At 69.9% G+C, this 23419-nt stretch carries 20 protein-coding genes; 10 read left to right on the top strand and 10 right to left on the bottom strand.

Annotation, left to right across the window (positions count from 1 at the left end):
• Positions 1–59 precede the first annotated feature (59 nt).
• From cysT to NB3_RS12515, 6 genes are all read left to right on the top strand, one after another.
• Positions 60–860 carry a sulfate ABC transporter permease subunit CysT gene (gene cysT / locus NB3_RS12540; RefSeq protein ID WP_067801428.1) on the top strand — a complete coding sequence of 267 codons (801 nt, stop codon included), beginning with the start codon at positions 60–62 and terminating at the stop codon, positions 858–860.
• 67 nt (positions 861–927) lie between these two features.
• Entirely contained in the window at positions 928–1734 is an 807-nt protein-coding gene (gene cysW, locus NB3_RS12535; RefSeq protein WP_067801301.1) for a sulfate ABC transporter permease subunit CysW, read from the top strand.
• On the top strand, positions 1731–2726 hold the full coding sequence (locus tag NB3_RS12530; RefSeq protein WP_067801298.1) for a sulfate/molybdate ABC transporter ATP-binding protein: 996 nt from the start codon (positions 1731–1733) through the stop codon (positions 2724–2726). The genes cysW and NB3_RS12530 overlap by 4 nt, the downstream gene beginning before the upstream one ends.
• A 587-nt stretch (positions 2727–3313) precedes the next feature.
• On the top strand, positions 3314–4420 hold the full coding sequence (locus tag NB3_RS12525) for an Hsp70 family protein (RefSeq protein ID WP_244891875.1): 1107 nt from the start codon (positions 3314–3316) through the stop codon (positions 4418–4420).
• A gap of 163 nt (positions 4421–4583) precedes the next feature.
• On the top strand, positions 4584–5591 hold the full coding sequence (locus tag NB3_RS12520) for an AurF N-oxygenase family protein (RefSeq protein ID WP_067801293.1): 1008 nt from the start codon (positions 4584–4586) through the stop codon (positions 5589–5591).
• Between the two features lie 5 nt (positions 5592–5596).
• A complete protein-coding gene (locus NB3_RS12515; protein WP_067801290.1) occupies positions 5597–7186 on the top strand; it encodes an FAD-dependent oxidoreductase in 1590 nt (529 codons plus the stop codon).
• A 54-nt stretch (positions 7187–7240) separates the two neighbouring features.
• Here NB3_RS12515 and NB3_RS12510 read toward each other — a convergent pair whose 3' ends face one another.
• Positions 7241–8002: an SDR family NAD(P)-dependent oxidoreductase gene (locus NB3_RS12510; RefSeq protein WP_067801285.1), complete on the bottom strand. Its 762-nt coding sequence runs from the start codon at positions 8000–8002 to the stop codon at positions 7241–7243.
• Positions 8003–8507: 505 nt separating this feature from the next.
• Here NB3_RS12510 and NB3_RS12505 point away from each other — a divergent pair.
• Both NB3_RS12505 and NB3_RS12500 read left to right on the top strand, forming a co-directional pair.
• A complete protein-coding gene (locus NB3_RS12505) occupies positions 8508–10706 on the top strand; it encodes an Hsp70 family protein (RefSeq protein WP_157111763.1) in 2199 nt (732 codons plus the stop codon).
• Positions 10707–10803: 97 nt separating this feature from the next.
• Complete coding sequence (locus NB3_RS12500) at positions 10804–11598, top strand: HAD family hydrolase (RefSeq protein ID WP_067801424.1); 795 nt, start codon at positions 10804–10806, stop codon at positions 11596–11598.
• Positions 11599–12069: 471 nt separating this feature from the next.
• Here NB3_RS12500 and NB3_RS12495 read toward each other — a convergent pair whose 3' ends face one another.
• On the bottom strand, positions 12070–12474 hold the full coding sequence (locus tag NB3_RS12495; RefSeq protein ID WP_067801278.1) for a VOC family protein: 405 nt from the start codon (positions 12472–12474) through the stop codon (positions 12070–12072).
• A 95-nt stretch (positions 12475–12569) separates the two neighbouring features.
• Here NB3_RS12495 and NB3_RS12490 point away from each other — a divergent pair, with 95 nt between their 5' ends.
• A complete protein-coding gene (locus NB3_RS12490; RefSeq protein ID WP_067801277.1) occupies positions 12570–13538 on the top strand; it encodes a helix-turn-helix transcriptional regulator in 969 nt (322 codons plus the stop codon).
• 436 nt (positions 13539–13974) lie between these two features.
• Here the strand turns inward: NB3_RS12490 and NB3_RS12485 are convergent, their stop codons facing one another.
• Positions 13975–14658 (bottom strand): SGNH/GDSL hydrolase family protein, encoded by a 684-nt coding sequence (locus NB3_RS12485; protein ID WP_067801273.1) that lies wholly within the window; start codon positions 14656–14658, stop codon positions 13975–13977.
• 8 nt (positions 14659–14666) lie between these two features.
• Positions 14667–16079 (bottom strand): MFS transporter, encoded by a 1413-nt coding sequence (locus NB3_RS12480; RefSeq protein ID WP_067801270.1) that lies wholly within the window; start codon positions 16077–16079, stop codon positions 14667–14669.
• A gap of 102 nt (positions 16080–16181) precedes the next feature.
• Here NB3_RS12480 and NB3_RS12475 point away from each other — a divergent pair, with 102 nt between their 5' ends.
• On the top strand, positions 16182–16805 hold the full coding sequence (locus NB3_RS12475) for a TetR/AcrR family transcriptional regulator (protein WP_067801267.1): 624 nt from the start codon (positions 16182–16184) through the stop codon (positions 16803–16805).
• A 136-nt stretch (positions 16806–16941) separates the two neighbouring features.
• Here NB3_RS12475 and NB3_RS12470 read toward each other — a convergent pair whose 3' ends face one another.
• The 6 genes from NB3_RS12470 to NB3_RS12445 all read right to left on the bottom strand — a co-directional run bounded on the left by NB3_RS12470 (position 16942) and on the right by NB3_RS12445 (position 23335).
• A complete protein-coding gene (locus tag NB3_RS12470; RefSeq protein WP_067801264.1) occupies positions 16942–17628 on the bottom strand; it encodes a hypothetical protein in 687 nt (228 codons plus the stop codon).
• A gap of 76 nt (positions 17629–17704) precedes the next feature.
• Positions 17705–18556, bottom strand: coding sequence for a sirohydrochlorin chelatase (locus NB3_RS12465; RefSeq protein WP_084486165.1), 852 nt, complete (start codon positions 18554–18556; stop codon positions 17705–17707).
• 1 nt (position 18557) lies between these two features.
• Positions 18558–19853 carry a sulfate adenylyltransferase subunit 1 gene (locus tag NB3_RS12460; RefSeq protein ID WP_067801261.1) on the bottom strand — a complete coding sequence of 432 codons (1296 nt, stop codon included), beginning with the start codon at positions 19851–19853 and terminating at the stop codon, positions 18558–18560.
• Position 19854: 1 nt separating this feature from the next.
• Positions 19855–20787, bottom strand: coding sequence for a sulfate adenylyltransferase subunit CysD (gene cysD / locus NB3_RS12455; RefSeq protein ID WP_067801258.1), 933 nt, complete (start codon positions 20785–20787; stop codon positions 19855–19857).
• Positions 20784–21524 carry a phosphoadenylyl-sulfate reductase gene (locus NB3_RS12450; RefSeq protein ID WP_169810675.1) on the bottom strand — a complete coding sequence of 247 codons (741 nt, stop codon included), beginning with the start codon at positions 21522–21524 and terminating at the stop codon, positions 20784–20786. The genes cysD and NB3_RS12450 overlap by 4 nt, the downstream gene beginning before the upstream one ends.
• Positions 21521–23335 (bottom strand): nitrite/sulfite reductase, encoded by a 1815-nt coding sequence (locus NB3_RS12445; RefSeq protein WP_244891874.1) that lies wholly within the window; start codon positions 23333–23335, stop codon positions 21521–21523. Before NB3_RS12445 ends, NB3_RS12450 begins: the two co-directional genes overlap by 4 nt.
• Positions 23336–23419: the final 84 nt, after the last annotated feature.

Raw genomic sequence — 23419 nt, 5'->3', positions numbered from 1 at the left:
CAGCTGGTCCCGGCGTCTCCGAACCCGCGCGCCGGGAACGCCGCTGGAACTGGTCGTGGCTGCGCGTCACCGGCTCGGTGGGCCCGCTCGGCATCGCCACCGCGGTGTTGTGGCTGAGCATCATCGTGCTGCTGCCGCTGGCGGCGCTGACCGTCACCAGCTTCGAGGACGGATGGTCCGGTTTCTGGGACGCCGTCACCGCGCCCGCCGCGCTGGACTCGCTGCGCATCACCGTGCTGGTCTCGGTGGTGGTCGCGGTGGTCAACGTGGTGATGGGCACGCTGATCGCCTGGGTGCTGGTCCGCGACCGGTTTCCCGGCAAAGGCGTGGTCAACGCGCTGATCGACCTGCCGTTCGCGCTGCCGACCATCGTCGCCAGCATCGTGCTGCTCTCGCTGTACGGTCCGCAGAGCCCGATCGACGTGCATCTCAACGCCACCCAGCCCGGCCTGGTGGTCGCGCTGGCGTTCGTCACGCTGCCGTTCGTGGTGCGTTCGGTGCAGCCGGTGCTGATCGAGGCCGACCGCGAGGTGGAGCAGGCCGCCCTCTCGCTGGGCGCGAACAACTGGACCACCTTCCGCAGGATCGTGCTGCCCGCACTGACGCCCGCGATCATCAGCGGCGGCGGACTGGCCTTCGCCCGCGCGATCGGCGAATACGGCTCGGTGGTGCTGATCGGCGGCGCGATCCCGCGCAAGACCGAGATGGCCTCGCAATACATCCAGAAGCAGATCGAGATCGATCGGCCGGTGAACGCGGCGGCCGTTTCGGTCGCGCTGCTGGCCATCTCGTTCGTGACGCTGCTGGTGCTGCGGTTGCTCGCCGAACGCAGCGCGCGCAAGGAGCAGGCGACCCGATGAGAACCAATCGCGCAGCGCTCCCCGGATCGCCGGGGCGCGGGCCTTCCTCCGGGACGGAGCAGGATAGATGAAACTGCATCCGCTCACCCGCATCTCGTTGCGGACGGTGGCGCTCGGCTACTTGTTCGTGCTGCTGGTCCTGCCGCTGATCATCATCTTGTGGCGCACGTTCGAGCGGGGGATCGGCGCGTTCGTCGACTCGATCACCACGCCGGCGGCGATCTCGGCGTTCCAGCTGTCCATTCTGATCGTCGCGATCACCGTCCCGGTGAACGTGGTCTTCGGCATCGTGACGGCGCTCGCGCTGGTGCGCGGGAAGTTCCCCGGCCGCAACCTGGTCCAGGGCATCGTCGACCTGCCGTTCGCGGTCTCGCCCGTGGTGGTCGGCGTCTCGCTGATCCTGCTCTGGGGCGCGGGCGGCTGGTTCGGCGGCCTGGAAGACGTCGGTTTCAAGGTCATCTTCAATCTGCCCGGCATGGTGATCGCCACCATCTTCGTCACGCTGCCGTTCGTGGTGCGCGAGGTCGAGCCGGTGCTGCACGAGATCGGCGACGACCAGGAACAGGCCGCGGCCACCCTGGGCGCCTCCAAGTGGCAGACGTTCTGGCGGATCACGCTTCCCGCGATCCGGTGGGGCCTGACCTACGGCGTGGTCCTCACCGTGGCTCGCGCGCTCGGCGAGTTCGGCGCCGTCATCATGGTGTCCTCCGCGCTGCCGGGCAAGTCGCAGACGCTGACGTTGCTCGTGCACGGCCGGTACATCAACGACCACAACACCTTCGGCGCGTACTCCGCCGCGACCTTGCTGATGGGCATCGCCCTCGTCACCCTTCTGCTGATGACCCTCCTCGAACGTAAGCGGGGCGCAAAGTGATCACCGTGACCAACGCGAACAAGAACTACGGCACGTTCGCGGCCCTCGACGACGTCAGCCTGGAGATTCCCTCCGGCGAGCTCACCGCGTTGCTCGGCCCGTCCGGTTCGGGCAAGTCGACGCTGCTGCGCTCGATCGCCGGACTGGAGTCGCTGGACTCCGGCGTGGTCACCATCGCGGGCCGCGATGTCACCCGCGTGCCGCCGCAGAAGCGCGACATCGGCTTCGTCTTCCAGCATTACGCGGCGTTCAAGCACATGACCGTGCGCGACAACGTGGCGTTCGGCCTGAAGATCCGCAAGCGCCCGAAGCACGAGATCAGCAAGCGCGTCGACGAATTGCTCGGCATCGTCGGTTTGGACGGCTTCCAGCACCGCTACCCGGCCCAGCTGTCGGGTGGCCAGCGCCAGCGCATGGCGCTGGCCCGCGCGCTCGCCGTCGATCCGCAGGTGTTGTTGCTGGACGAGCCGTTCGGCGCGCTGGACGCCAAGGTCCGCGCCGATCTGCGGACCTGGCTGCGCAGGCTGCACGAGGAGGTCCACGTGACCACCGTGCTGGTCACCCACGACCAGGAGGAGGCGCTCGACGTCGCCGACCGGATCGCGGTGATGAATTCGGGACGCATCGAGCAGATCGGCACTCCGGAGGACGTGTACGACCGGCCTGCCAACGAATTCGTGATGTCGTTCCTCGGCGCGGTGGCCCGGCTCAACGGACATCTGGTGCGACCACACGACATTCGCGTCGGCCGCGACCCCAGCATGGCGCTCGCCGAGCACGAGGGCACCGCCGACTCCGCGGGCGTCACCAGGGCGACGGTCGAGCGCGTGGTGCATCTCGGCTTCGAGGTGCGCGTGGAACTGCGCAATGCCGCGACCGGCGACCTGTTCTCCGCGCAGGTCACCCGCGGTGACGCCGAAGCGCTGCGGCTGTCGGACGGCGAGACGGTCTACGTGCGCGCCACTCGGATCCCGGAACTGCCTGCGCAGTAGGGGATCCGGGGAGCCGAACGCCTGCCCCATGGACGCGCGCAGTGCGGCGCTGAGAATTTGCCGCACTCCCTCGCGTGGCGGTGGCTACTGCCATCCCGCCGCACTGCGGACCGGTTGCCGACGGGCGTGGCGCACGCGCGACGATGCGACGGTGGATACGGCAGAAGGCGGACCCGGCAGGCGGTGCGGATGTCCATGCTCGCCGCCGGTCCGCGGCCTCGCCGTTCGGCTAATCATCGGCACCCAGCCGTGCGGGGCCGTCAAGGGGAGTCTCCCCATATGGAGTGCTGTCGCAGGGTGAAATGCGGACAGGTCGCCGGAATCCGGCAAACATCCACCGGGCACGGTCTATCCCCGCGTGTCGCAAGGAAATCCGACTGGACGGCATGTGTAACGCTGGTCGGCCAGGTGAGGGCCTCGAGGCGCGGGGAAACGGTGCGGCGTGGCACAGGCGGCTTGCGGACAATCGGTTGTCCGGGCTTGGCACGAAGATCGCGGAGTGGTTGCCTAAACGACGTTCGAAGCAAATCGGCACGGCGATCGGGTGGATTGCGATGGCGGTTGGTCTCGGGTTGAGCATCGGTACGGTGAACACGGTTTCCGTTCTCACGGAGGAAGGTTCGGCCAAGGCTCCGCCGGGGCGACGCAAAACGCAGCGGGCGCAGACCATCACGCGCCGCACCACGCTGACCTTCGACAGCACCGGCGTGGCCAGGGTCGGCATGATCCCACGGCACGGCCGCGCGGTCACCGAATTCGCCGACCTCACGCAGCGTTCCAGCACGTGGGCGCGGGTGGGCAACCGCGCGCTCGCGCCTGCGGATCTCGTCGCCACGGTGGCGAAGTGCCTGATCGACGAGGCGCGGCAGGACCGTCCCTGCGGTGGAAGCGGGCTCGGCATCGCGGTCACCTATCCGGCCCGCTACGCCGACGAGCAGGTGGACGCGTTGCGTGCCGCGCTGGACGCCGTCGACCTCACGAAGGCGGAGTTGGTGGCCGAGCCCGTCGCGGCGGCGGCCTGGCTGGAAGCCGACCGCGGTCCGCTCATGCCGGGTCTCGCGCTCGTCTACGACCTCGGCGGCGCCGGTCTCGACGTCACCTTGGTCCGGGTCGGCGCGGGTTGTCCGCGCAATCCGATCGTCGGCGTCTCGCTGCGTTCCACCGAATTCGGCGGACGCGCGTTCGGCGCGTTGATCGCCGAGCGCGCCGGAGGCGGCCTGTCCGCGTCCTCGGTCGCCGAGTCGGTCGCCGACACGATCGCGGGCGAACTGCGCGTCAAGCATGTCCGGGAGTCGCTCGAACTCGTCTACCGCTGTCTGCGGGTCGCGGACGTCACCATGGCAGATGTCGACCGCGTCCTCGTGGTCGGCGGGGCGGCGCGACCGGCGGAGGTGGCCGAGGTCCTGGCCGCGGAGCTGGCCAGGCCGGTGATCGTCGCCGCCGATCCCGAGCGGACCACCGCGGACGGCGCCGCGATCCTCGGACGGCGAGCGGCGGCCGCGGCGGAGGCGACGGCCGAACTGCGCCGGGTCAGGCGCCGCCGCCTCCGTCGTCGTGCCGCTACGCGGGCACTGATGCTGTCGCGCCGGACCAGGCGCAGGCTGAGCCGGGTGATGGTCGTGACGAGTATGTCGGCGGTCTTCGGTTTCGGGACCTCGATCCTGGCGGTCGGTGACGGGGTGCTGGTGAGTTAGACCCCGGCACGGGCCGCGACGAACAGGGGCCGTCCGGCGATGCGCGTGATGAGGGCGCGCATCGCCGGGCGGCCCCTAGCAACTGCTGGGTTGACGTGACTCTCCGTTGGTGTAACTATGGGATACAGTTAAACGGTTCCATCGAGGAGAGGCAGTGACGACGATGTCCGCAGCCGTGACACCAGCCGTCGATACCGATCTGGAGAAGGCGCAGGAGTACGCCGCGAAGCTGCTGCTGCTCTCCGAGGGATCGGTGAACAAGCATTTCGATCCCTTCGAGGACATCGACTGGGACAATCCCGACTTCGCCGCCGACGCCGGTGAGGAGCGCTGGATCCTGCCCGTGTCCGCCGACACCGTGGCCCGCCACCCCTGGTATCAGGCGCTGTCTACCGAGCAGAAGATCGCGGTCGGCAAGTACCGGCAGGCGAACATCGCCAAGGTCGGCCTGCAGTTCGAGTCGATCCTGATCAGCGGCATGGTCATCCACAACTTCGGCCTGCCCAACGGTTCGCCGGAGTTCCGGTACTGCTCCCACGAGATGATCGAGGAGCACAACCACACCCTGATGTTCCAGGAGATGGTCAACCGGATCGGGCTGGACGTACCCGGCATGGGCCCGCTGGTCAGCAAGTTCAAGTACCTGGGCGCGCCCGTGGCGGCCTGGTTCCCGAACCTGTTCTTCATGGCCGTGCTGGCCGGTGAGGAGCCGATCGACCACATCCAGAAGCAGATCCTGCGCTCGGGCGAAGAGGTGCACCCGATCATGCGCGGCGTGATGGCCATCCACGTCGCCGAAGAGGCACGGCACATCTCCTTCGCGCACGAGTTCCTGAAGAACCATGTGCCGGAGGCGAAGCCGGCGCAGAAGTTCATCCTCTCGCTGGCCATGCCGATCGTGATGTGGATCCTCGGCCGCGCGATCGTCACCCCGCCGCGCTCGTTCTTCGCCGAGTTCGACATTCCGGAGAAGGTCCGCAAGGAGCTCTTCTACGGCTCGAAGGAGGCCAAGCAGGTCTTCAGCGACTACTTCTGCGACGTGCGCGCGCTGGCCAAGGACATCGGGCTGATGAACCCGGTCGCCAAGGCGGTGTGGAAGGCGCTCGGCATCGACGGTCCGAGCACGCGCTACCGGTCGGAGCCGCTGCGCGCCGCGAACAAGGTCGCCTGAGTCGCATGCCGTACGTCGTCACCCAATCCTGTTGCAGCGACGCGTCCTGCGTCTACGCCTGCCCGGTCAACTGCATCCATCCCACGCCCGACGAACCGGACTTCCGGACCGCGGAGATGCTGTACGTCGACCCGCAGGCGTGCGTGGACTGCGGCGCCTGCGCCACCGCGTGCCCGGTCGACGCCATCGTGTCATCGAAGAAGCTGACCGCTGAGCAGAAGCCGTTCATCGAGATCAACGCCGATTTCTACCGGCAGGCGCGTCCGCGCCCCCTGCTGGCGCGACCGGTGCCCGCGGCACGGATCCACACCGAGCGCACGCCGCTGCGGGTGGCGATCGTCGGATCGGGTCCGTCGGCGATGTACGCCGCCGACGAACTGCTGACCCAGCCCGAGGTGTCGGTGACGGTGTTCGACCGGCTGCCGGTGCCCTACGGGCTGGCCAGGCACGGCGTCGCGCCGGACCACGACAAGACCCGCAAGGTCGCCGAGCTGTTCGACGTCATCTCGGCGCAGCCTGGATTCGGTTCGTACTTGAACGTCGAGGTGGGCGCGCATGTTTCGCACGCCGAACTGCTCGACCACTTCCACGCCGTGATCTACGCGGTCGGGGCGTCGTCGGATCGCAAGCTCGGCGTTCCGGGCGAGGGTTTGTCCGGCAACGTGTCGGCCACCGACTTCGTCGCCTGGTACAACGGCCATCCCGACTACGCCGACCACGCTTTCGATCTCTCCGGTAGGCGCGCGGTGATCGTCGGCAACGGCAATGTCGCGCTCGACGTCGCCCGCGTGCTCACCAGCGACCCCGCGACGCTGACCGGCACCGACATCGCGCCGTACGCGTTGCGGGCGCTGCGCGAGAGCAAGGTCGACGAGGTGGTCGTGCTCGGCAGGCGCGGTCCGCTGGAATCCGCCTTCACCGTGCCGGAATTCGTCGGCCTGCTCGGGTGCGACGTGGACATCGTGATCGAGGGCGAGCTGCCCGAACTCGGCGCGGAACTGCCGTTCCATGTCGAACAGAAGTTGCGGCTGCTGCACAGCGTGCGCACCCGGCCGGTGGGGGAGCGCAAACGCATCGTGTTCCGCTATCTGGCCGCGCCCACCGAGATCCTCGGCACCGACCGGGTGACCGGAGTCGAAATCGATCGCACCGAGCTGGTCACCGATCCGGACGGCCGCGTCCGCGCCGTCTCCACCGGGCAGACCGATCGGCTCGACGCGGGCCTGGTGCTCACCTCGGTCGGCTACCGCGGCGTCGCGGTGCCGGGCCTGCCGTTCGACGAGCAGGCCGCGGTGATTCCGAACGAGGACGGCCGGGTGGTGCTGGAGAGCCCGGGTGGTCCCGTGGTCACCGGCACCTACGTGACCGGCTGGATCAAGCGTGGACCCACCGGATTCATCGGGACCAACAAGTCCTGCGCGCAGGAGACGGTGCGGCAGCTGGCCGCGGACTTCAACGCGGGCCGTCTGCCCGAGCCGACCCGCAGCTCAGCGGAATTCGACCGGCTGGTGCGGTCGCGGCAGCCCGCGGTCCGTGCCGGGGGAGCGGTGCGAGCCCGCCCCGGCAAGGTCAGCCGCTTGCTGGCGCGCGCATGACCGACCCCGCCTCGGGATACCGCACCGTATCCCGAGGCGGTGCCGTCTGCGGGCTCAGCGGGCGGTGAAGCCGCCGTCGACGGCCAGCGCGGCGCCGGTGACGAAACTCGCTTCCTTGCTGAGCAGATAGGCGCAGAAGGAGGCGATCTCCTCCGGCGCTGCGATGCGGCCGAGCGGGTGCAGCGCCGCGATGGCGGCCTCTCCTTCGGGCGTCGCGCCCATCGAGTTGCGGAACGCCGGGGTGTCGACCGCGCCCGACACCAAAGCGTTCACTCGTACGCCCTGGTCGGCGGCTTCCAGCGCCACGGCGCGGGTCAAGCCGACCACTCCGTGTTTGGCGGCCACGTACGGCGCGACCGAACCCATCCCCACCACACCGAGATTCGACGCGTTGTTCAGGATCGCGCCGCCGCCGGAGGCCGCCAGCGCGGGAACCTGATGCCGCAGACCGTAGAACACGCTGGTGAGATTGAGCTCCAGATCGGCGCGCCAGCCCGCCTCGTCGATCTCCGCGACCGGGCCGAAGGCGTGCACCGCGCCCGCGTTGTTGAACGCGGCGTCCAAGCGGCCGAATTCGGACAGTGCGGCGTCGGTCAACCGGGCCACGTCCTGCTCCACCGTGACATCGGTCGGCACGAACAGCGCGCGGCCGCCTGCCGCGCGGATGTCGTCGGCCACCTGCGCACCGGCATCCTTCCCGCGCGCGCCGAGCACCACCGCGGCGCCTTCGCTCGCGACCCGCAGCGCGACCGCCTTGCCCACGCCCGAGGTCGCGCCGGTGACCAAGACGACCTGCTCCGGGAACCGTGTTGCCATCGTTCGATTTCCTCTCCACTCTCGCGATCACACCTCCGTGATGCGACCCGCCGTCGAGTCAAGCCGGGCCCGAACGACGATGCTGGCGAGAATCGGACGTCTAGTTGATGTGTCAATTGAATGGCGCGGGGTGCGGATGTGCCGAGATGGCCGGTGGGAGCAAGGATCTGGTTACCTACCGGTAGGTGTCTGTCGGGCGGTGTGTTCCTGAGGGTGCAAACCGGCGGTCGGTCGGATTTCGCCCTCGGTATCGAGATCGCTGTGTGGTAGCGGAAAAGTATCTTCCGCAGGGGAATTGGCGATGTCGAGTGGACTGGACGCACCGATCGACTCGTATCTACCTGGCAATTCGGACGACTATTGCGGTCGATCGAACATTCCATATCAATTGCGCATCCATGCGGACGCGGAACAGCTAACCTGTGGTGGCTGTTTGGAAGACGACCGCGGCCACAGGGGAACGCCATGTGATGGACGTGGTCACGGTGCGTTGACGGGATAGCGAATGACTACAGGTCTGGGTTTCAGCATCGGTGCGGTGAATTCCGTGACGGCTTCGGTCAGCGCGGATCGGCCACGACCGGCCGTGCGGTCTCGCCGCACCGCGGTGACCTTCGACAGCGCGGGTGGGCTGCGCCTGGGCGGGATCGCCCGATTCGACATGGCGGTCACGGATTTCGCGGATCTGAGCCGGGATCCGGACGCGGTGATCGTCGGCGGCCGCATCTGGTCACCGGCCAATCTCGTCGCCGCGGTGGTCAAGGAGCTCAGGGCGGCCGAGCCGGGCGCGGCCGAGGCAGGCGTCGTGACCACCTATCCGGCGGTGTATTCCGACAAGCAGGTCGCGTTGCTGCGCCAGGCGCTGGACCTATCCGGGGCGGGTGACGTGCTGCTGGTGCCCGAGCCCGTCGCGGCGGCGGAGTGGCTCGAGCACGAGCACGGCCCGCTGGAGACCGAGTTCGTCTTGGTCTACGACCTCGGCGGCACCAGCCTCGACGTGAGCATCGTGCGCGTCGGCCCGGACTGGGACGACCATCCGATGATCGGAAAGCCGGTGCGCTCGCACGATTTCGGTGGCAGGCCGCTGGGGTCGATGATCGCCAGGTACGCCCCGGACGTGGCGTCCGCCGGACTGCCGATGACGTCGATCGTCGACATCGACGGGCTGCGCGCCGCGCATGTGCAGGACTCGCTCCAGCTGGTCCGCGACTGCGTGCGGGAGGCGGGCATCACCCTGTCCGACATCGGGCGCGTGCTGGTGGTCGGCGGTGCGTCGCGACCGGCGGAGGTGGCGCGCACGCTGGCCGAACTCGGTCGCCCCGTGCTGATTTCGGCCGATCCGGGCCAGACGATCGCCGCGGGCGCGGCCCTGATGGCGGCACGCACCATGGCGCTCGGCGCGTCGGACCGCCACTCCAACGCGCCGCGTGTCGCGGTGTTCTCCAGCGCCGCGGTGGTCTCCGCGGTGGCCATGTCGGCGGTGACGGTCTTCGGCGGCCCCACGGCGCCCGAGCTGGCGCCGATGCTCGAGCGTCTTCCGGAACTGGGCGCACCGGCCGACAGTCTGCTGGTCGACGTGGGAAGCGAGCAGCTCGCCGAGGCCTGGTCGCGCATATCCGCGCCCGCCCTGTGGGCATCCGGCCGGGCGCTGCCCTCGCTGCTGTCCCAGCCGACCTCCGCGTATACCCGATTCATCACACCGGCTCCGCGCAGCGCCGATTATGGTCCGTCGGTGGCCGAATCCCGGATCGGCAGCCACCGTGACCCGAGAAACTGCTGCGCCCCGGGGGGAGTGCGTTATCGAGGCTACGGCGATCCCGCCTACTTCGTGAATCCACTGCCGTTCGGTCCGGTCGTTCTTCCCGGGCCAGGCGATATCGCGCAGCAGCCCACTCCCGGGCAACCCCCGAACCCTGGTCAGGGTCCCGGGCCGGGTCTGCCAGGCCAGCCGCCCGCGCCGGGACAGGTACCGGCTCCCGGCTCGGGCGCGCCGCCGGTGGGGGCGCCGGAGCCGACCATTCCCGCGCCACAGAACGGTTCGAAGCCCGCGGAGCCGGGTGGGACCGCGCCGGGCAGTTCCGCGGGAAGTCCGTCGACCGGAACGTCCGGCTCACCGGGCGCGGCGTCGGGTGAGCACAATGCGTCGAGTTCGTCCGCTTCCGGAGCGGCGAGCACCGGGGACTCGTCGTCCGGAGGTGGCGAGGGGACGTCAACCGGCGGAACATCTTCCGAGGGCAGCGCGTCGAGCGGTGGTTCGGCGAACGATTCCACCGCGCACGGATCGTCTGCCGACTCGTCGCACGGATCGTCCGGTGGATCGCCGGGCGGATCGGCCGGTGGATCGTCGGGAGGCGCGTCCGGGAACTCCACCACGCACGGGTCGTCCTCGGGCGGGTCGGCTGGTAACTCGTCGTCGGAGAGTGGTTCCTCCGCGCATGGTTCGTCTTCGGCTGGGGCGGCAGGCGATTCGTCGGCTCATGGTTCGTCGCCGGGTGGGTCGGCGGGCAATTCCGCGACCGGCGGCTCGGCATCGAATGGGCGTCCGGGCGCGTCGTCGGCGGGCGGTCACGCGGGCGGAAACTCCTCGGGCGCTTCGTCGTCCAGCGGCTCGCCGGGCCGGGCCGGTTCGGTCGGCGGGGCGTCGGCGGGCGGGTCGTCCAGGGGCGGCGCGGGTGGCGCCGGTGGCGGCGGTCGCGGTCGATAACGGCGCAGGCCCGGTCGGCGGATCGCCCGGCGCCGGTGCGTATTCGGGCCCGGCGGATTCGACGGCGGGCACGGCGGCCCCTTGGCACAATGGATCCATGGCCTCCGGGGGTCCCCAGCTGATCGCGCTGGATGTGGATGGGACGCTGCTGGATACGGGAACACCGATCAGTGCGCGGGTGGTCGCGGCGGTGCGCGCGGCCGTGGCGGCGGGTGCGCATGTCGTGGTGACCACGGGGCGCACGCTGCTGACCACACGCCCGGTGCTCACCGAACTGGGTCTGCGCGAGGGACATGCCTTGTGCTCGAACGGCGCCGTGCACATCGATGTGGCCAGGGGCGAACCGGTGGCGATCCAGTCGTTCGATCCCGCGCCCGCGATCACCGCGTTACGCGCGCTGTTCCCGGCGATGATCTTCGCCGTGGAGAAGGTCGGCATCGGGACCTGGGCCACCGGAGCGAGTCCGGGCGAATATTCGCTCGGCGAATACCTTCTGGTCGATCACCACGCGTTGAGCAGCGAACCGACCCCGCGACTGAACGGCTGGCTGCCGGACGGCTCGCTGGAAGAGATGCTGCTCGCGCTGCGCTCCCTGCACGTGCCGGGGGCGAGCTGGGTGCACGGCGAGTTCGGACCGTGGCTCACCGTTGCCCGCCAAGGCGTATCGAAGGGCTGGGCGCTGGAACAGCTGCGCATCGCCCTTGGCGTCCCGGACGAAGCGACGCTGGCCATCGGCGACGGCTACAACGATCGGGAAATGCTGCGCTGGGCAGCGCATTCGATCGCGATGGCGAACGCGCCCGCGGACGTTCGCGACCTCGCCGACGAAGTCACCGGCCACGTCCTGGACGACGGCGTCGCCACCGTCCTGGAACGCTGGTTCCGTCCTTGATACCCGGCCGGATCGGCCCGAGCAGACGTGCGGCGCGCTCCATGCGACGGTCGTCGCTCGCCGCCTCGGCCGTGATCCCGGACGGCGCCGAGCAGTGCCGGCGGGCCGCGGCGGCCGTAGGGGCTCGATCGGTGAACATCAGGCGACGACGCTCCGTCACCGGGCTGGGCGACGCATTTCCTCGGCACGCTCCGAGCGGGCGAACTGCCCGGCCCGCGGAGCTGCGCAGTAGCCGCCGCACGTTTCCGCCAGGAAAGTGGCGCGCTGCCGACTCGTGGGCGTCACTTCGGCGATGCCCCGGGTCCGGCGGGCAATCGGCCGAGGCGGTCGCGGTGGGCGGCTACGAGGACCGCGCGCCGGTCGCGGCTCGGACGGATCCCGCACTGATACGGCGGGTCATCGCGGCTCCGTCCCTAGTGCCCGGCGAGCTGTGCGGTCGGACGGTCGGTCGCATTGCGCCGTCCTGACCGATCAGGCGGGTCCGGTCGCGGCGAGCACCTCGAGGTAGTGCGGGTTGGACATGATGCCGAGGACATTGCCGAACGGGTCGACCACCGCGGCGGTGACGAAGCCGTCGCCGCGCGGGGTGATGGGGTCGTAGACGGTCGCGCCGAGTTCCAGCAGCCGGTCGAACGCGGCCCCCACGTCGTCGACATGCCAGTTGACGATCGCGCCGCCGGGGGCGTTGCGCGCTCCCGCGGGGGCGTAGGCGCGGTTCACGATGCCGAATTCGTGCTGATAGTCGCCGATGCGGAACTCGTAGTAGCCGTTCGGCACGTGGAAGTAGGGCTCGATGCCGAAGAGCCGGGCGTACCAGTCCTTGGCGGCCTCGAGGTCGTCGGCGTAGAAGGTGCTCGTCGCCATTCCGCGCAGCATGGTGGTTCTCCTTCGTTCTCGGTTGATGTTTCTGCTCCCATCATCCGAGCAAAAGTGCGCACCGAATGAGCACTTTCCCCGGCAGAATCGTGCCCATGCGAGCGGACAGGTTGGTGGCGATCCTGCTGATGATGCAGACCCGAGGACGGGTCACGGCCGCGCAGGTCGCGGCGGAGCTGGAGACTTCGGTCGCGACCGCCCGCCGTGATCTCGAGGCGCTGTCGGCCGCCGGGGTGCCGGTCTATCCGCAGCCGGGCCGTGGCGGTGGCTGGTCGCTGGTGGGCGGTGCGCGCACCGATCTGAGCGGTCTGACGGCGGGGGAGGCGCGGGCGTTGTTCCTCTTGGCCGGTCCCTCCGCGGGCGCGGTGCCGGAGGCCAAGTCGGCGCTGCGCAAGCTGGTCCGTGCGCTGCCGCACACCTTTCGCGGCGAGGCGGAGGCGGCGGCCGACGCGGTGGTGATCGACCCGGCGCGCTGGGGTGCGATCGATCGGGAGCTGCCACCGTCGGTCGCGCTGCTGCAACGCGCTGTGGTGCGGCGCGAGAAGGTCCGGCTGCGCTATGCGAACCGGACCGGGGAACGATCCGAGCGCCTGGTCGATCCCTGGGGCCTGGCCGACAAGGACGGAGTCTGGTATCTGATCGCCGGAACGGAACGGGGGCAGCGGACCTTTCGCGTCGATCGCATCTCCGAAGCGTCGCCCACCGGTGAAACAGCACAGCGGCCAGCGGATTTCGATCTCGCCGACGCCTGGGGCCTGGTGGTCGAGGAGATGGAGCGGCGGCGCGCGACCACCGCCGCCGTCGTGTTGATCTCCGAGCGCCTGCTGCCGATCCTGCGTGACCAGCAAGGCCGCAACTGTCTCGTGGACGGCCCGGTTCCCGACGGCCGCGTCCGGGTTCGCGTCACCGCTCCCACCGCCTGGATGCTGGCCCAGCAGCTGGCAGGCTGGGGCGGCGCGATCGAGGTCATCGATCCGCCCGAGGTGCGCGCCGAGCTGGCCCGCCTCGGTGCCGAACTGCTCGAACGATACGGACCGGGTCGTCCGCCCGCCCCGGCAGAGTGACGAATCCCGGGACGCCGACATCCGGCATCTCGGAGCGGCCGGGGCGCGGTGATCGGGTCGATCTACGCGGTTGCGAGCAAGAGACACCGTCCGCTTCAGCATCTGCTCCCATCGCCCGCGACGCCTCGGCCGAGGCAGGCAGAGCCCGGGGTTCCGCGCGCTGCCCTTACGACGCTCGGCCAGCGGGAAGATCGGTGGCGGCCGCCGTGACCGGCGGTCCGAGTTCGGCATACCGCACCGGGGCGGTCGAGCGCCGATACCGAAAACGACCGCCTCGTGCGCGGCGCCATAGGTCGTGTAGCAAGGGAATTGCTCGGCTGCGCACGCCGATCGCGCTCGGATACGGCGTCTCGGGCACGAACGCCCAGCGCGGTGAGTCACCGTTCGAACGTGGTGGAGGCAACCCTCGGCGGCGCCTCCACCACATCCGGCTCGGTCAGCGCGAGACGAGCACGTGACCGGCCAGGGTGCGCACCATGTCGGAGGCGAGCACGGCGTGACCGCTCATGCTGAAGTGGATGAGGTCGGCGCTCATCAGGTCGGGCCGCAGGCGCAGCGGGTGGTCCCAGAGTTCCAGGAGAAGCGCGTCGTAGCGGGCGGCCGATTCGCGGACGAGGTCGTTGAGCGCGGCCATCCGGTCGCGCATCGGACGCATCGGCGCCATGCGCTCGACTTCCCAGACGTCGGCGAGGGTGAAGGTCACGATCTGCGCTCCGGTGCGGGCCAGCGTCCCGAACAGGGTGTCCAGGTTGGTCCGCAGCCCGTCGAGGTCGCCGCCGGGCAGGAACAGGTCGTTGCCGCCGCAGCTGAGATGCACCAGGTCGGGCTGGAATTCGAGCACCGACGGCAACTGTTCGGCGATGACCTGGGCGGAGGTGGCGCCGATCCGGCCGGTGTTCAGGTAGGCCAGATCCGGGTGAACCGACGTGAGCACCGCCGCGACCCGGTCGGCCCAGCCGACGGGTTCGTATCCCGGGCTCGGATCGCCGACGCCCTGCGCGATGGAATCGCCCAGCACCGCGTAGCGCCGCCACGGGGCGTCGGCGAGCAGACGTCGCTGTTCCGCGGGCGGTAACAGCAGGGGATCGTTCGCTTCGGTGCGAATGTCGTTGTCGTTCATGTCGTTTCCTAGTTGTCGGGCGAAGGGGACGGCGTGCGGACCGGTAGGGCGGCGAGGCAGGCGGCCACGGCGGCGATGCTTGCGCACACGGCGAAGACGGTGTGGAACGCGCCGAGCGGATCGTCGGGACGTGCCGCGAACACGGCGGCGAGCACGGCCACGCCGAGCGCGCCACCCACCTGCCGCGCCGTGAGATTCATGCCGGTGCCCGCGGCGAACTGCCGCGGCGGGAGGGCGCCGGCCGCCGCGGTGCCCAATACCGTGACGACGAACCCGATGCCGCCGCCGCCGAGCACACCGGCCGGAACCCACGCCGACCACAGGGCGGGGGTGGCGCCGAAGGCGTCCGTGCTCATCCACACGGTGCACGCCACGAACATGAGCGCACCGAGTACGCCGAGCCACCGCCTGGCCGTAGGCGAGCCGACCCGGCCCGCGACGGTCGCCGTCACCATCGACGCGACCGCCCCTATGGTCATCGCGCCCGCGGAGCCGAGCACCGAGTAGTCCCAGATCGCGTCCAGGAACAGCGGTCCCGACAGCAGCCAGGCGAACATGGCCGCGCCGAAAACGAACGACGTGGCGTTGGCCAGCGCGTACGGCTTGCTGCGCCACAGGTCCACGGCGATCGCGGGCTCGTGGTGCCGCGCCGAACGGACGAGCGCGGCGACGACCAGCAGCCCGCCGCCGATCAGCGCGGTCAGCGTCCCCGCCGATGTCCACCCCCAGCGCTGCCCTTCGGTGACGCCCGCGACCAGCCCGCCGAGCCCCAGCGCCACCGCCACGGTGCCGAGCGGATCCGGCAACGCGCCGGCGGAAAGGCGGCCGTCCTGGGCCGGAATACGCGCCGCCGCCACGATGAGCAGCAGGGCCACCGGAACGTTGATGACGAAAACCGCCCGCCAGTCGAATCCTTCGACCAGCGCGCCGCCGAGCGCGGGACCGACCACCGCGGCGAACCCGCCCGCGGCCGACCAGGCCCCGATGGCCGCCCCGATCTTCTCCCGCGGCGTGGCGGCCAGCACCAGGCCGAGGGCGGAGGGCACCATCAGCGCCGCGGTGCCGCCTTGCAGCACCCGGCCCGCGATGAGCCACCCCGCGGTCGGCGCGAGAGCGCACAGCAGCGAGGTGACGGCGAAACCGGCCAGCGCGCCGAGGAACAGCCTGCGGCGGCCGAGGGCGTCGGCGAGGCGTCCGGCCGGGGTGAGCAATGCGGCGAAGGCGACTGCGTATCCGCTGACGACCCAGGTCAGCGTGGCGGTGGGCGTGCCGGGGTAGTCCCGCGCGATCGACGGGAAGGCGATATTGACGACCGAGAGGTCGAGGAAGGCGATGAAGGCCGCACCGCAGGCGATCAACAAAGTGCGAGTGGCCGCGGTCGCGGTCGGTGGGCTGGTGAGCCGCACGGACGCGTCGGTCATGGGAAATCCTTAGCGGGAGGGAAATAAAACGCACGATCGTTCGTTCACTTAAAGTACGACCATACGTTCGTATGTGCAACTGTGAAGTGGAAGAATGACCTCATGACCGAGTCCGTGATCGCGGCTGGCCGGGCGCGCGCGTCCGATCAGCGTCTGGCCAAGGGTGCTCGTGCGCGAGCGTCGATCGCGCGCCGCGCCGCCGACGTGGCTTCCGTCGAGGGCCTCAACGGCATCAGCATCGGCCGCTTGGCCGCGGATCTCGGGGTCAGCAAGAGCGGCATCGCGACCCTCTTCGGCAGCAAGGAGAGCCTGCAACTGGCGGCGGTGCAGTGCGCGCGCCAGGTCTTCATCGACGCGGTCATCACGCCGAGCCTGCGCGAGCCCGCCGGACTGCCGCGCCTGCGCGCCCTGGTCGAGCGCTGGTTCGGGCAGGTGAGCGACCCCGCGTTCCCCGGTGGGTGCTTCCGCGTCGCGACCCTCGCCGAGTTCGACAGCAGGCCGGGTCCGGTGCGCGACGCCATCGCCGAGGACCGCCGGGACTGGCTGGCGTTCCTGGTCGGGGAGATTCGCCGCGCCCAAGAGCAGGGACATTTCGACGGCAGATCCGCCGAGGCCGTCGCCTTCCAACTGGACGCGGTGATCGCCGCGGCGCACACCGCACGGCAGATGGGTGACGAGCCGGGCGTGACCACTGCCCGAGCCATCGTCGACGATCTGCTGGGCTGAGCCGGTGCGGCATTCCGTGGCCGCCACAGGGACCGGGGGCGCTGTCACCCGGCAGGCGTGGGAAGTGGTCTCGATGGGTCTCTTGTCTGGCCGCGCATTCGCTCCTGCGGCGCGGTTGCCGCCGTGGCCGGACGGATCAGTCGCCCGGCGAGCCGTGGACCAAGTAGTCCAGGTAGGAGCCGGGAATCGGGTACATTTCCACGCCTTCGGCGTCCACGATGTGTGGCCGGATGGTGCCGGTGGGGGTGATCTCGGGGCTTTCGATCAGCACCGTCGTCGCGGCGGGAAGCGCGAAGAACTGCACCGCGAAGGGCATGGCGGTGGCCAGCTCGAGCAGCGTGGTGTAGTACGACGCGCGGTGCGCGTGGTCTTCGAAGCACTCGACCGACCAGCCGGAGGACTCCGGGTCGTCGGTCGCGGTGCGGGCCAGCACGAGCACCGGTGATTCGAGCCCGCACGACGAGACGATCGCCTGCTGGTCCTCGCCGGGGAAATCCAGATGATCGGCCAAACCGACACCGGCCGCGACTTCGCGCTGGTACCACACATCGCGCAGCGTGCGGTCCACCTGCTCGGCCCAGGTCTGGGCATCGGTGCGTTCGGCGAGCCCCAGTGTGCCGTCGGCGCGGCCGCGCACCCGCACCAGATTCCAGCCGACCCGGATCGTCTCGCCGGGCTGGTAGCGCGTGCCCGCCGCGACGGTGGATTCCAGATACGACAGCAGCCAGTTCTCCATCCCTGGCAGCAGCGGCTCGGTGCAGAGGATGGTGAACTCGGGGTGCCCGTGGCTGGCGCAGGAGGTGGTGCGGAACGACTCGGCCATGCCACCGTTCCTAGCACGCGGCGGCGGCGCCGGGACGCTCGCGTCGTCGTCGCGGAAGCGCGGCGGGAACGCCCGGTCAGGCCGAGAGCGCCCGCGTATCCGCGATCGCCGCGTGATAGCGATCCAGGATGACCTCGGTGAGAGCCGGATGCGCGCCGAGCACGTCGGCGTGGACGGCCTCCGGCGCCGCCTGGACCAGGCGATCGGTCAGCAATCCCGGCGCGAGGAACCAGGGAGCGACCAGCACATGGTCGGCGCCGCGGTCGCGCAGGCGCGAAATCGCCTCCGAGACCGAAGGTTCGGTGGTCGCGAAGCAGATTTCGGTGCGCCACCCGGTGCGCGCGGCCAAGCGGGCAGCCACCTCGGCGGTCCTGGCGTTGGCCGCCGCCGACGACGATCCGACCGCCGCGACCGCGACGCCAGGACGCCGATCCGGAAGGCTGTGCGCGGCGGCGAGGACGCGGTCGCGCAGCGCGCCGACCAGTGCGGCGTCCACGCCGAGCACGTCGGCCTGGGTCAGGCGCAACCCGAGATGGCGGGCGCCTGCCGCGGCGAGCAGACCGGGCAGATCGACTCTGGCGTGGAAGGCGCTGCCGAGCAGCAGCGGCGTCACCACCGCATGCGTGTGCCCGTCGGCGGCGACGGCATCGACGACCTGTTCGACCGACGGGGCGGTGAGATCGAGGAACGCCGTCCGGACGTCGAGGTCCGGCCGAGCGGCGGCGACGGCGCCGACCACCGCCGCGACAGTGGCCGCCGATCGCGGATCGCGGCTGCCGTGGGCCACCGCGATCAGCGCGGGCGGTCGCGCCGGGCTCCCGTCGAGCGCGGACGGATGGCCGCCGCGGGAAGTCGCGCAGCCCGCACGGCCCGCCGGGGCGGTCGCGCCCGGGACCGGCGTGCCGAACAGCACTCGCGACACCGCCATGTCAGGCTCCGGTGCCGACCTCGACGGCGGTCAGCACGTCGCCGACCAGACCGGCCGCCAGCGTGTTGCCGCCCGCCGGATCGATCAGCAGGAAGCTGCCGGTGTGCCGGTTGAGCCGGTAGTCGTCGGCCGCGATCGGCTCCGCGACCCGCACCGAGATGCGCCCGATGTCGTTGAGTTCCAACGATTCCGGGTTCGGATCGGCCGCCAGGCGCTGTTCGTCGAAGCGCTCCAGCAGCGTGCCGACGATCGCCTGGGTGGTCCGGGTGCCGTGCTTGAGCAGCAGCCGTGCGCCGGGACGCAGCGGCTTGTCGCCCAGCCAGCACACGGTGGCGTCGAAGGTGTCGATCGGCTCGGGAGCGTCGGCGGCCGAGGCGATGATGTCGCCGCGGGAGATGTCGACGTCGTCGGCCAGGATCAGGGTGACGCTGCGTCCGGCCTGTGCCACCGCGAGTTCGCCGTCGGGGGTGTCGATCCGCTCCACGGTCGTGCGGATGCCCGATGGCAGCACCACGACCTCGTCGCCGGGGGCGACGGCCCCCGCCGCGATCTGTCCGGCGTAGCCGCGGTAGTCCGGGTATTCGGCGGTGCGCGGCCGGATCACGTACTGCACCGGGAACCGCAGGCCCAGGTCGTGGTCGCCGGTGGTGTCGGCGTCCACCGGCACCGCTTCCAGGTGCTCGATCAGCGACGGACCGTCGTAGTACGGGGTGTTGTCCGACCGGGTGGCGATGTTGTCGCCGTGCAGCGCCGAGACGGGGATTTCCAGCACATCCTCGCTCGACCAGCCCAGCGTGCTGGTGAGCTCGTTGAACTCCGCCGAGATGGCGGCGAACACGCCCGCGGCGTCGTCGACCAGGTCGATCTTGTTCACCGCGAGCACCAGCTTCGGCACCCCGAGCAGCGCCAGCACGGCGGCGTGCCTTCGGGTCTGCTCGATGACGCCCTTGCGCGCGTCGACGAGCAGGATCACCAGCTGCGCGGTGGACGCGCCCGACACGGTGTTGCGGGTGTACTGCACGTGCCCAGGGGTGTCCGCGAGCACGAAAGAGCGGCGCGGAGTGGCGAAGTAGCGGTAGGCGACATCGATGGTGATGCCCTGTTCGCGTTCCGCGCGCAACCCGTCCACGAGCAGCGAGAGATCCGGGGTGGCGAGACCTTTGTCCACCGACGCGCGGGTGACGGCGTCGATCTGGTCGGCCAGAACGGATTTCGTGTCGTAGAGCAGGCGTCCGACCAGAGTGGACTTGCCGTCGTCGACAGAACCGGCGGTGGCCAGCCTCAATAGGTCGGACATGTCAGAAATAACCCTCTCGCTTGCGGTCTTCCATCGCGGCTTCGGAGACGCGGTCGTCGCCGCGGGTCGCACCACGTTCGGTCAGTCGGGACGCGGCCACCTCGGCGAGGATCGCCTCGTTGTCGGCCGCGTCGGAAAGGACGGCGCCGGTGGAGGAGCCGTCGCCGACGGTGCGGTAGCGCACCGATCTGGTCTCCAGCACCTCGCCTTCGCGCGGGCCGCCCCACACGCCGGGCGTCATCCACATGCCGTCGCGCAGGAACACCGGACGCTCGTGCGCGTAGTAGATGCTCGCCAGGTCGATGTCCTCGCGGGCGATGTAGCGCCAGATGTCCAGCTCGGTCCAGTTGCTCAGCGGGAACACCCGCACGTGCTCACCCGGCGCGTGGCGGCCGTTGTACAGGTTCCACAGCTCGGGGCGCTGCCGCTTCGGGTCCCACTGGCCGAAGGCATTGCGCAGCGAGAAGATCCGCTCCTTGGCGCGCGAGCGCTCCTCGTCGCGGCGGCCGCCGCCGAACACGGCGTCGAACCGGTGCTCGCTGATCGCGTCCAGCAGCGGAACGGTCTGCAGCGGGTTGCGGATGCCGTCGGGGCGCTCGGTGAGCCTGCCGTCGGCCAGGTAGTCCTCCACCTTCGCCACATGCAGGCGCAGGCCGTAGCGCTCGACCACCTTGTCCCGGAACTCGAGCACCTCGGGCAGGTTGTGCCCGGTGTCGACGTGCAGCAGCGCGAACGGCAGCGGCGCGGGCCAGAACGCCTTGAGCGCCAGATGCAGCAGCACGGTGGAGTCCTTGCCGCCGGAGAACAGGATCACCGGCCGCTCGAACTCGCCCGCCACCTCACGGAAGATGTGGATCGCCTCGGATTCCAGCGCGGCGAGGGTGTCGAAATCGGTGATGCCGAGCGAACGTTCGCTACGAATCGTTTCGGTCATGATTGGTGCAACCCGCATTCGGTCTTGGCGAGGCCGGCCCAACGGCCGCTTCGCGGATCGGATCCCGGCTCCGGCTTCCGTGTGCACGGAGCGCAGCCGATGGACGGATACCCTTCCTCCACCAGGGGATTGACGAGGATGCCGTGCTTTTCGATGTAGTCCTGCATCTCGTCGTCGGACCACGGCGCGATCGGATTGATCTTCACCAGTCCGAATGCCTCGTCGAACGAGATCAGCGGCGCGTTCGCGCGGGTCGGCGCCTCCACCCGGCGGATGCCGGTGACCCAGGCGTTGTAGCCCGCCAGCGACTTCTTCAGCGGGACGACCTTGCGCAACCGGCAGCATTCGTTCGGCTCGCGGGCGAACAGATCCTTGCCCAGCAGCCGGTCCTGTTCGGCTACCGAGTGTTCCGGCCGGACGTTGACCACGTTCACCCCGTACACGGCCTCCACCGCGTCCCTGGTGCCGATGGTCTCGGCGAAGTGGTAGCCGGTGTCGAGGAACAGCACGTCGACGCCGGGGCGCACGCCCGCGGCGAGGTGCACCAGCACGCCGTCCTGCATGTTGGAGGCCACGATGTAGTTCCCGCCGAAGGTGTCCTCGGTCCACTGCAGGAGTTCGGTCGCCGAGGCGCCGTCGAGTTCGGCGGCGCCGCGCGCGGCGATGGCGCGGAGCTCGTCCTCGGACAGCTTTTCCGCGAGTTCGGTTGTCACAATTGATCTCCCGTCGACACTCATCTCAGGTCGGCCTCGTCGGCGCGGACCGCCCACTGGGCGAACCGTTCGCCGTCCGTACGCTGCTTGACGAAGTTGCGCACCACCCGGTCGATGTAGTCGCCGAGTTCGCCGGTGGTGACCTTGTGCTGGCGCAGCTTGCGCCCGAACGCGCTGTCGAAGCCGAGGCTGCCGCCGAGGTGAACCTGGAAGCCCTCCACTTGATTCCCGGCGCCGTCGTCGACCAGCTGGCCCTTGAACCCGATGTCGGCGATCTGCGAGCGCGCGCAGGAGTTCGGGCAGCCGTTGATGTTGATCGTGATCGGGACATCGAGCTGCGCGTTGATATCCGCCAGCCGTTCCTCCAGCTCCGGCACCAGCGCCTGGGAGCGCTTGCGCGTCTCGGCGAAGGAGAGCTTGCAGAACTCGATACCGGTGCAGGCCATCAGGTTGCGCCGCCACAGCGATGGCCGCGCTTGCAGGCCGAGCGGCTCCAGCTCGTCGATCAGCGCGTCGACCCGGTCGTCGGGCACGTCGAGCACGATCAGTTTCTGGTACGGGGTGAAGCGGATGCGATCGGAGCCGATCCGCTCGACCGCGTCGGCGACCTTGGTCAGGACGGTGCCCGACACCCGCCCCGCGATGGGGGAGAAGCCGACGGCGTTGAGTCCGTTGCGCAGCCGCTGCACGCCGACGTGGTCGATCGGCTTGGTCGGCTGCTCGGGCGCGGGACCGTCGATGAGCTTGCGCTTCAGGTACTCGTCCTCCAGCACCTGGCGGAACTTCTCGATGCCCCAGTCCTTGATCAGGAACTTCAGGCGCGCCTTGGTGCGCAGGCGGCGGTAGCCGTAGTCGCGGAAGATCGACACGACGGCTTCCCACACGTCCGGCACCTCATCCAGCGGCACCCACACGCCCACCCGCTTGGCGAGCATCGGGTTCGTGGACAGGCCGCCGCCGACCCACAGGTCGAGGCCGGGGCCGTGCTCGGGATGCACGACGCCGATGAACGCCACGTCGTTGATCTCGTGCACCACGTCCTGCTGGCCGGAGATCGCGGTCTTGAACTTGCGCGGCAGGTTGGAGTACTCCTTCTTGCCGATGTAGCGGCGCACGATCTCCTCGATCGCCGGCGTCGGGTCGATGACCTCGTTCAGCGACTCGCCCGCCAGCGGCGAGCCGAGCACCACGCGCGGGCAGTCGCCGCACGCCTCGGTGGTCTTCAGGCCGACCGCCTCGATCCGCTTCCAGATCTCGGGGACGTTCTCCACCTCGATCCAGTGGTACTGCACGTTCTCCCGGTCGGACAGGTCCGCGGTGTCCCTGGCGAACTCGGTGGAGATCTGGCCGAGCGTGCGCAGCTGCGCGAGGTTCAGCGCGCCGCCGTCGCAGCGGACGCGCATCATGAAGTACTTGGCCTCGAGCAGGTCGATGTTCTCGTCACCGGTCCAGCTGCCGTCGTAGCCCTGCTCGCGCTGGGTGTACAGGCCCCACCAGCGGAACCGGCCGCGCAGGTCGCCCTTGTCGATGCCGTCGAAGCCGGTCTTGGCGTAGATGTTCTCGATCCTGGCCCGGACGTTGAGCGGGTTGTCGTCCTTCTTGGACTGCTCGTTCGGGTTCAGCGGCTCGCGGTAACCCAGCGCCCACTGACCCTCGGCCTTGCGGCGCACGGGCTTGCCGGTGCGCGCGCGGGGTCCGGTGGTGGTCGCCTCCGGACGCGGCCGATCCGGGCGCACCCGGCGTTCGGAGGCCGGGCGCTCGGGGCGCACGCGGCGCTCCGGCTGGGATTCGGGCGTGGGCTGATCGGTCGGACCGGCGTCGGCGCTCGACGTCATGGGGTCGCTCCTGCGGGGTGGGTGGTACATCCTGCTGAGGGGCGCGAGGGGCTGACTCACGCCTGCGGTGTCAGCGGGCCGATG

Source organism: Nocardia beijingensis NBRC 16342, assembly GCF_001612785.1.
Lineage (GTDB): Bacteria > Actinomycetota > Actinomycetes > Mycobacteriales > Mycobacteriaceae > Nocardia > Nocardia beijingensis.
Note: the sequence above shows the minus strand (reverse complement) of the source record. Positions and strands in the feature narration are given on the sequence as shown.

Coding starts and splice junctions, on each gene's coding strand:
- cysW (WP_067801301.1), top strand. CDS start 928: ATGAAACTGCATCCGCTCACCCGCATCTCGTTGCGGACGGTGGCGCTC.
- NB3_RS12520 (WP_067801293.1), top strand. CDS start 4,584: ATGTCCGCAGCCGTGACACCAGCCGTCGATACCGATCTGGAGAAGGCG.
- NB3_RS12515 (WP_067801290.1), top strand. CDS start 5,597: ATGCCGTACGTCGTCACCCAATCCTGTTGCAGCGACGCGTCCTGCGTC.
- NB3_RS12510 (WP_067801285.1), bottom strand. CDS start 8,002: ATGGCAACACGGTTCCCGGAGCAGGTCGTCTTGGTCACCGGCGCGACC.
- NB3_RS12505 (WP_157111763.1), top strand. CDS start 8,508: ATGACTACAGGTCTGGGTTTCAGCATCGGTGCGGTGAATTCCGTGACG.
- NB3_RS12500 (WP_067801424.1), top strand. CDS start 10,804: ATGGCCTCCGGGGGTCCCCAGCTGATCGCGCTGGATGTGGATGGGACG.
- NB3_RS12495 (WP_067801278.1), bottom strand. CDS start 12,474: ATGCTGCGCGGAATGGCGACGAGCACCTTCTACGCCGACGACCTCGAG.
- NB3_RS12490 (WP_067801277.1), top strand. CDS start 12,570: ATGCGAGCGGACAGGTTGGTGGCGATCCTGCTGATGATGCAGACCCGA.
- NB3_RS12485 (WP_067801273.1), bottom strand. CDS start 14,658: ATGAACGACAACGACATTCGCACCGAAGCGAACGATCCCCTGCTGTTA.
- NB3_RS12480 (WP_067801270.1), bottom strand. CDS start 16,079: ATGACCGACGCGTCCGTGCGGCTCACCAGCCCACCGACCGCGACCGCG.
- NB3_RS12475 (WP_067801267.1), top strand. CDS start 16,182: ATGACCGAGTCCGTGATCGCGGCTGGCCGGGCGCGCGCGTCCGATCAG.
- NB3_RS12470 (WP_067801264.1), bottom strand. CDS start 17,628: ATGGCCGAGTCGTTCCGCACCACCTCCTGCGCCAGCCACGGGCACCCC.
- NB3_RS12465 (WP_084486165.1), bottom strand. CDS start 18,556: ATGGCGGTGTCGCGAGTGCTGTTCGGCACGCCGGTCCCGGGCGCGACC.
- NB3_RS12460 (WP_067801261.1), bottom strand. CDS start 19,853: ATGTCCGACCTATTGAGGCTGGCCACCGCCGGTTCTGTCGACGACGGC.
- cysD (WP_067801258.1), bottom strand. CDS start 20,787: ATGACCGAAACGATTCGTAGCGAACGTTCGCTCGGCATCACCGATTTC.
- NB3_RS12450 (WP_169810675.1), bottom strand. CDS start 21,524: ATGAGTGTCGACGGGAGATCAATTGTGACAACCGAACTCGCGGAAAAG.
- NB3_RS12445 (WP_244891874.1), bottom strand. CDS start 23,335: ATGACGTCGAGCGCCGACGCCGGTCCGACCGATCAGCCCACGCCCGAA.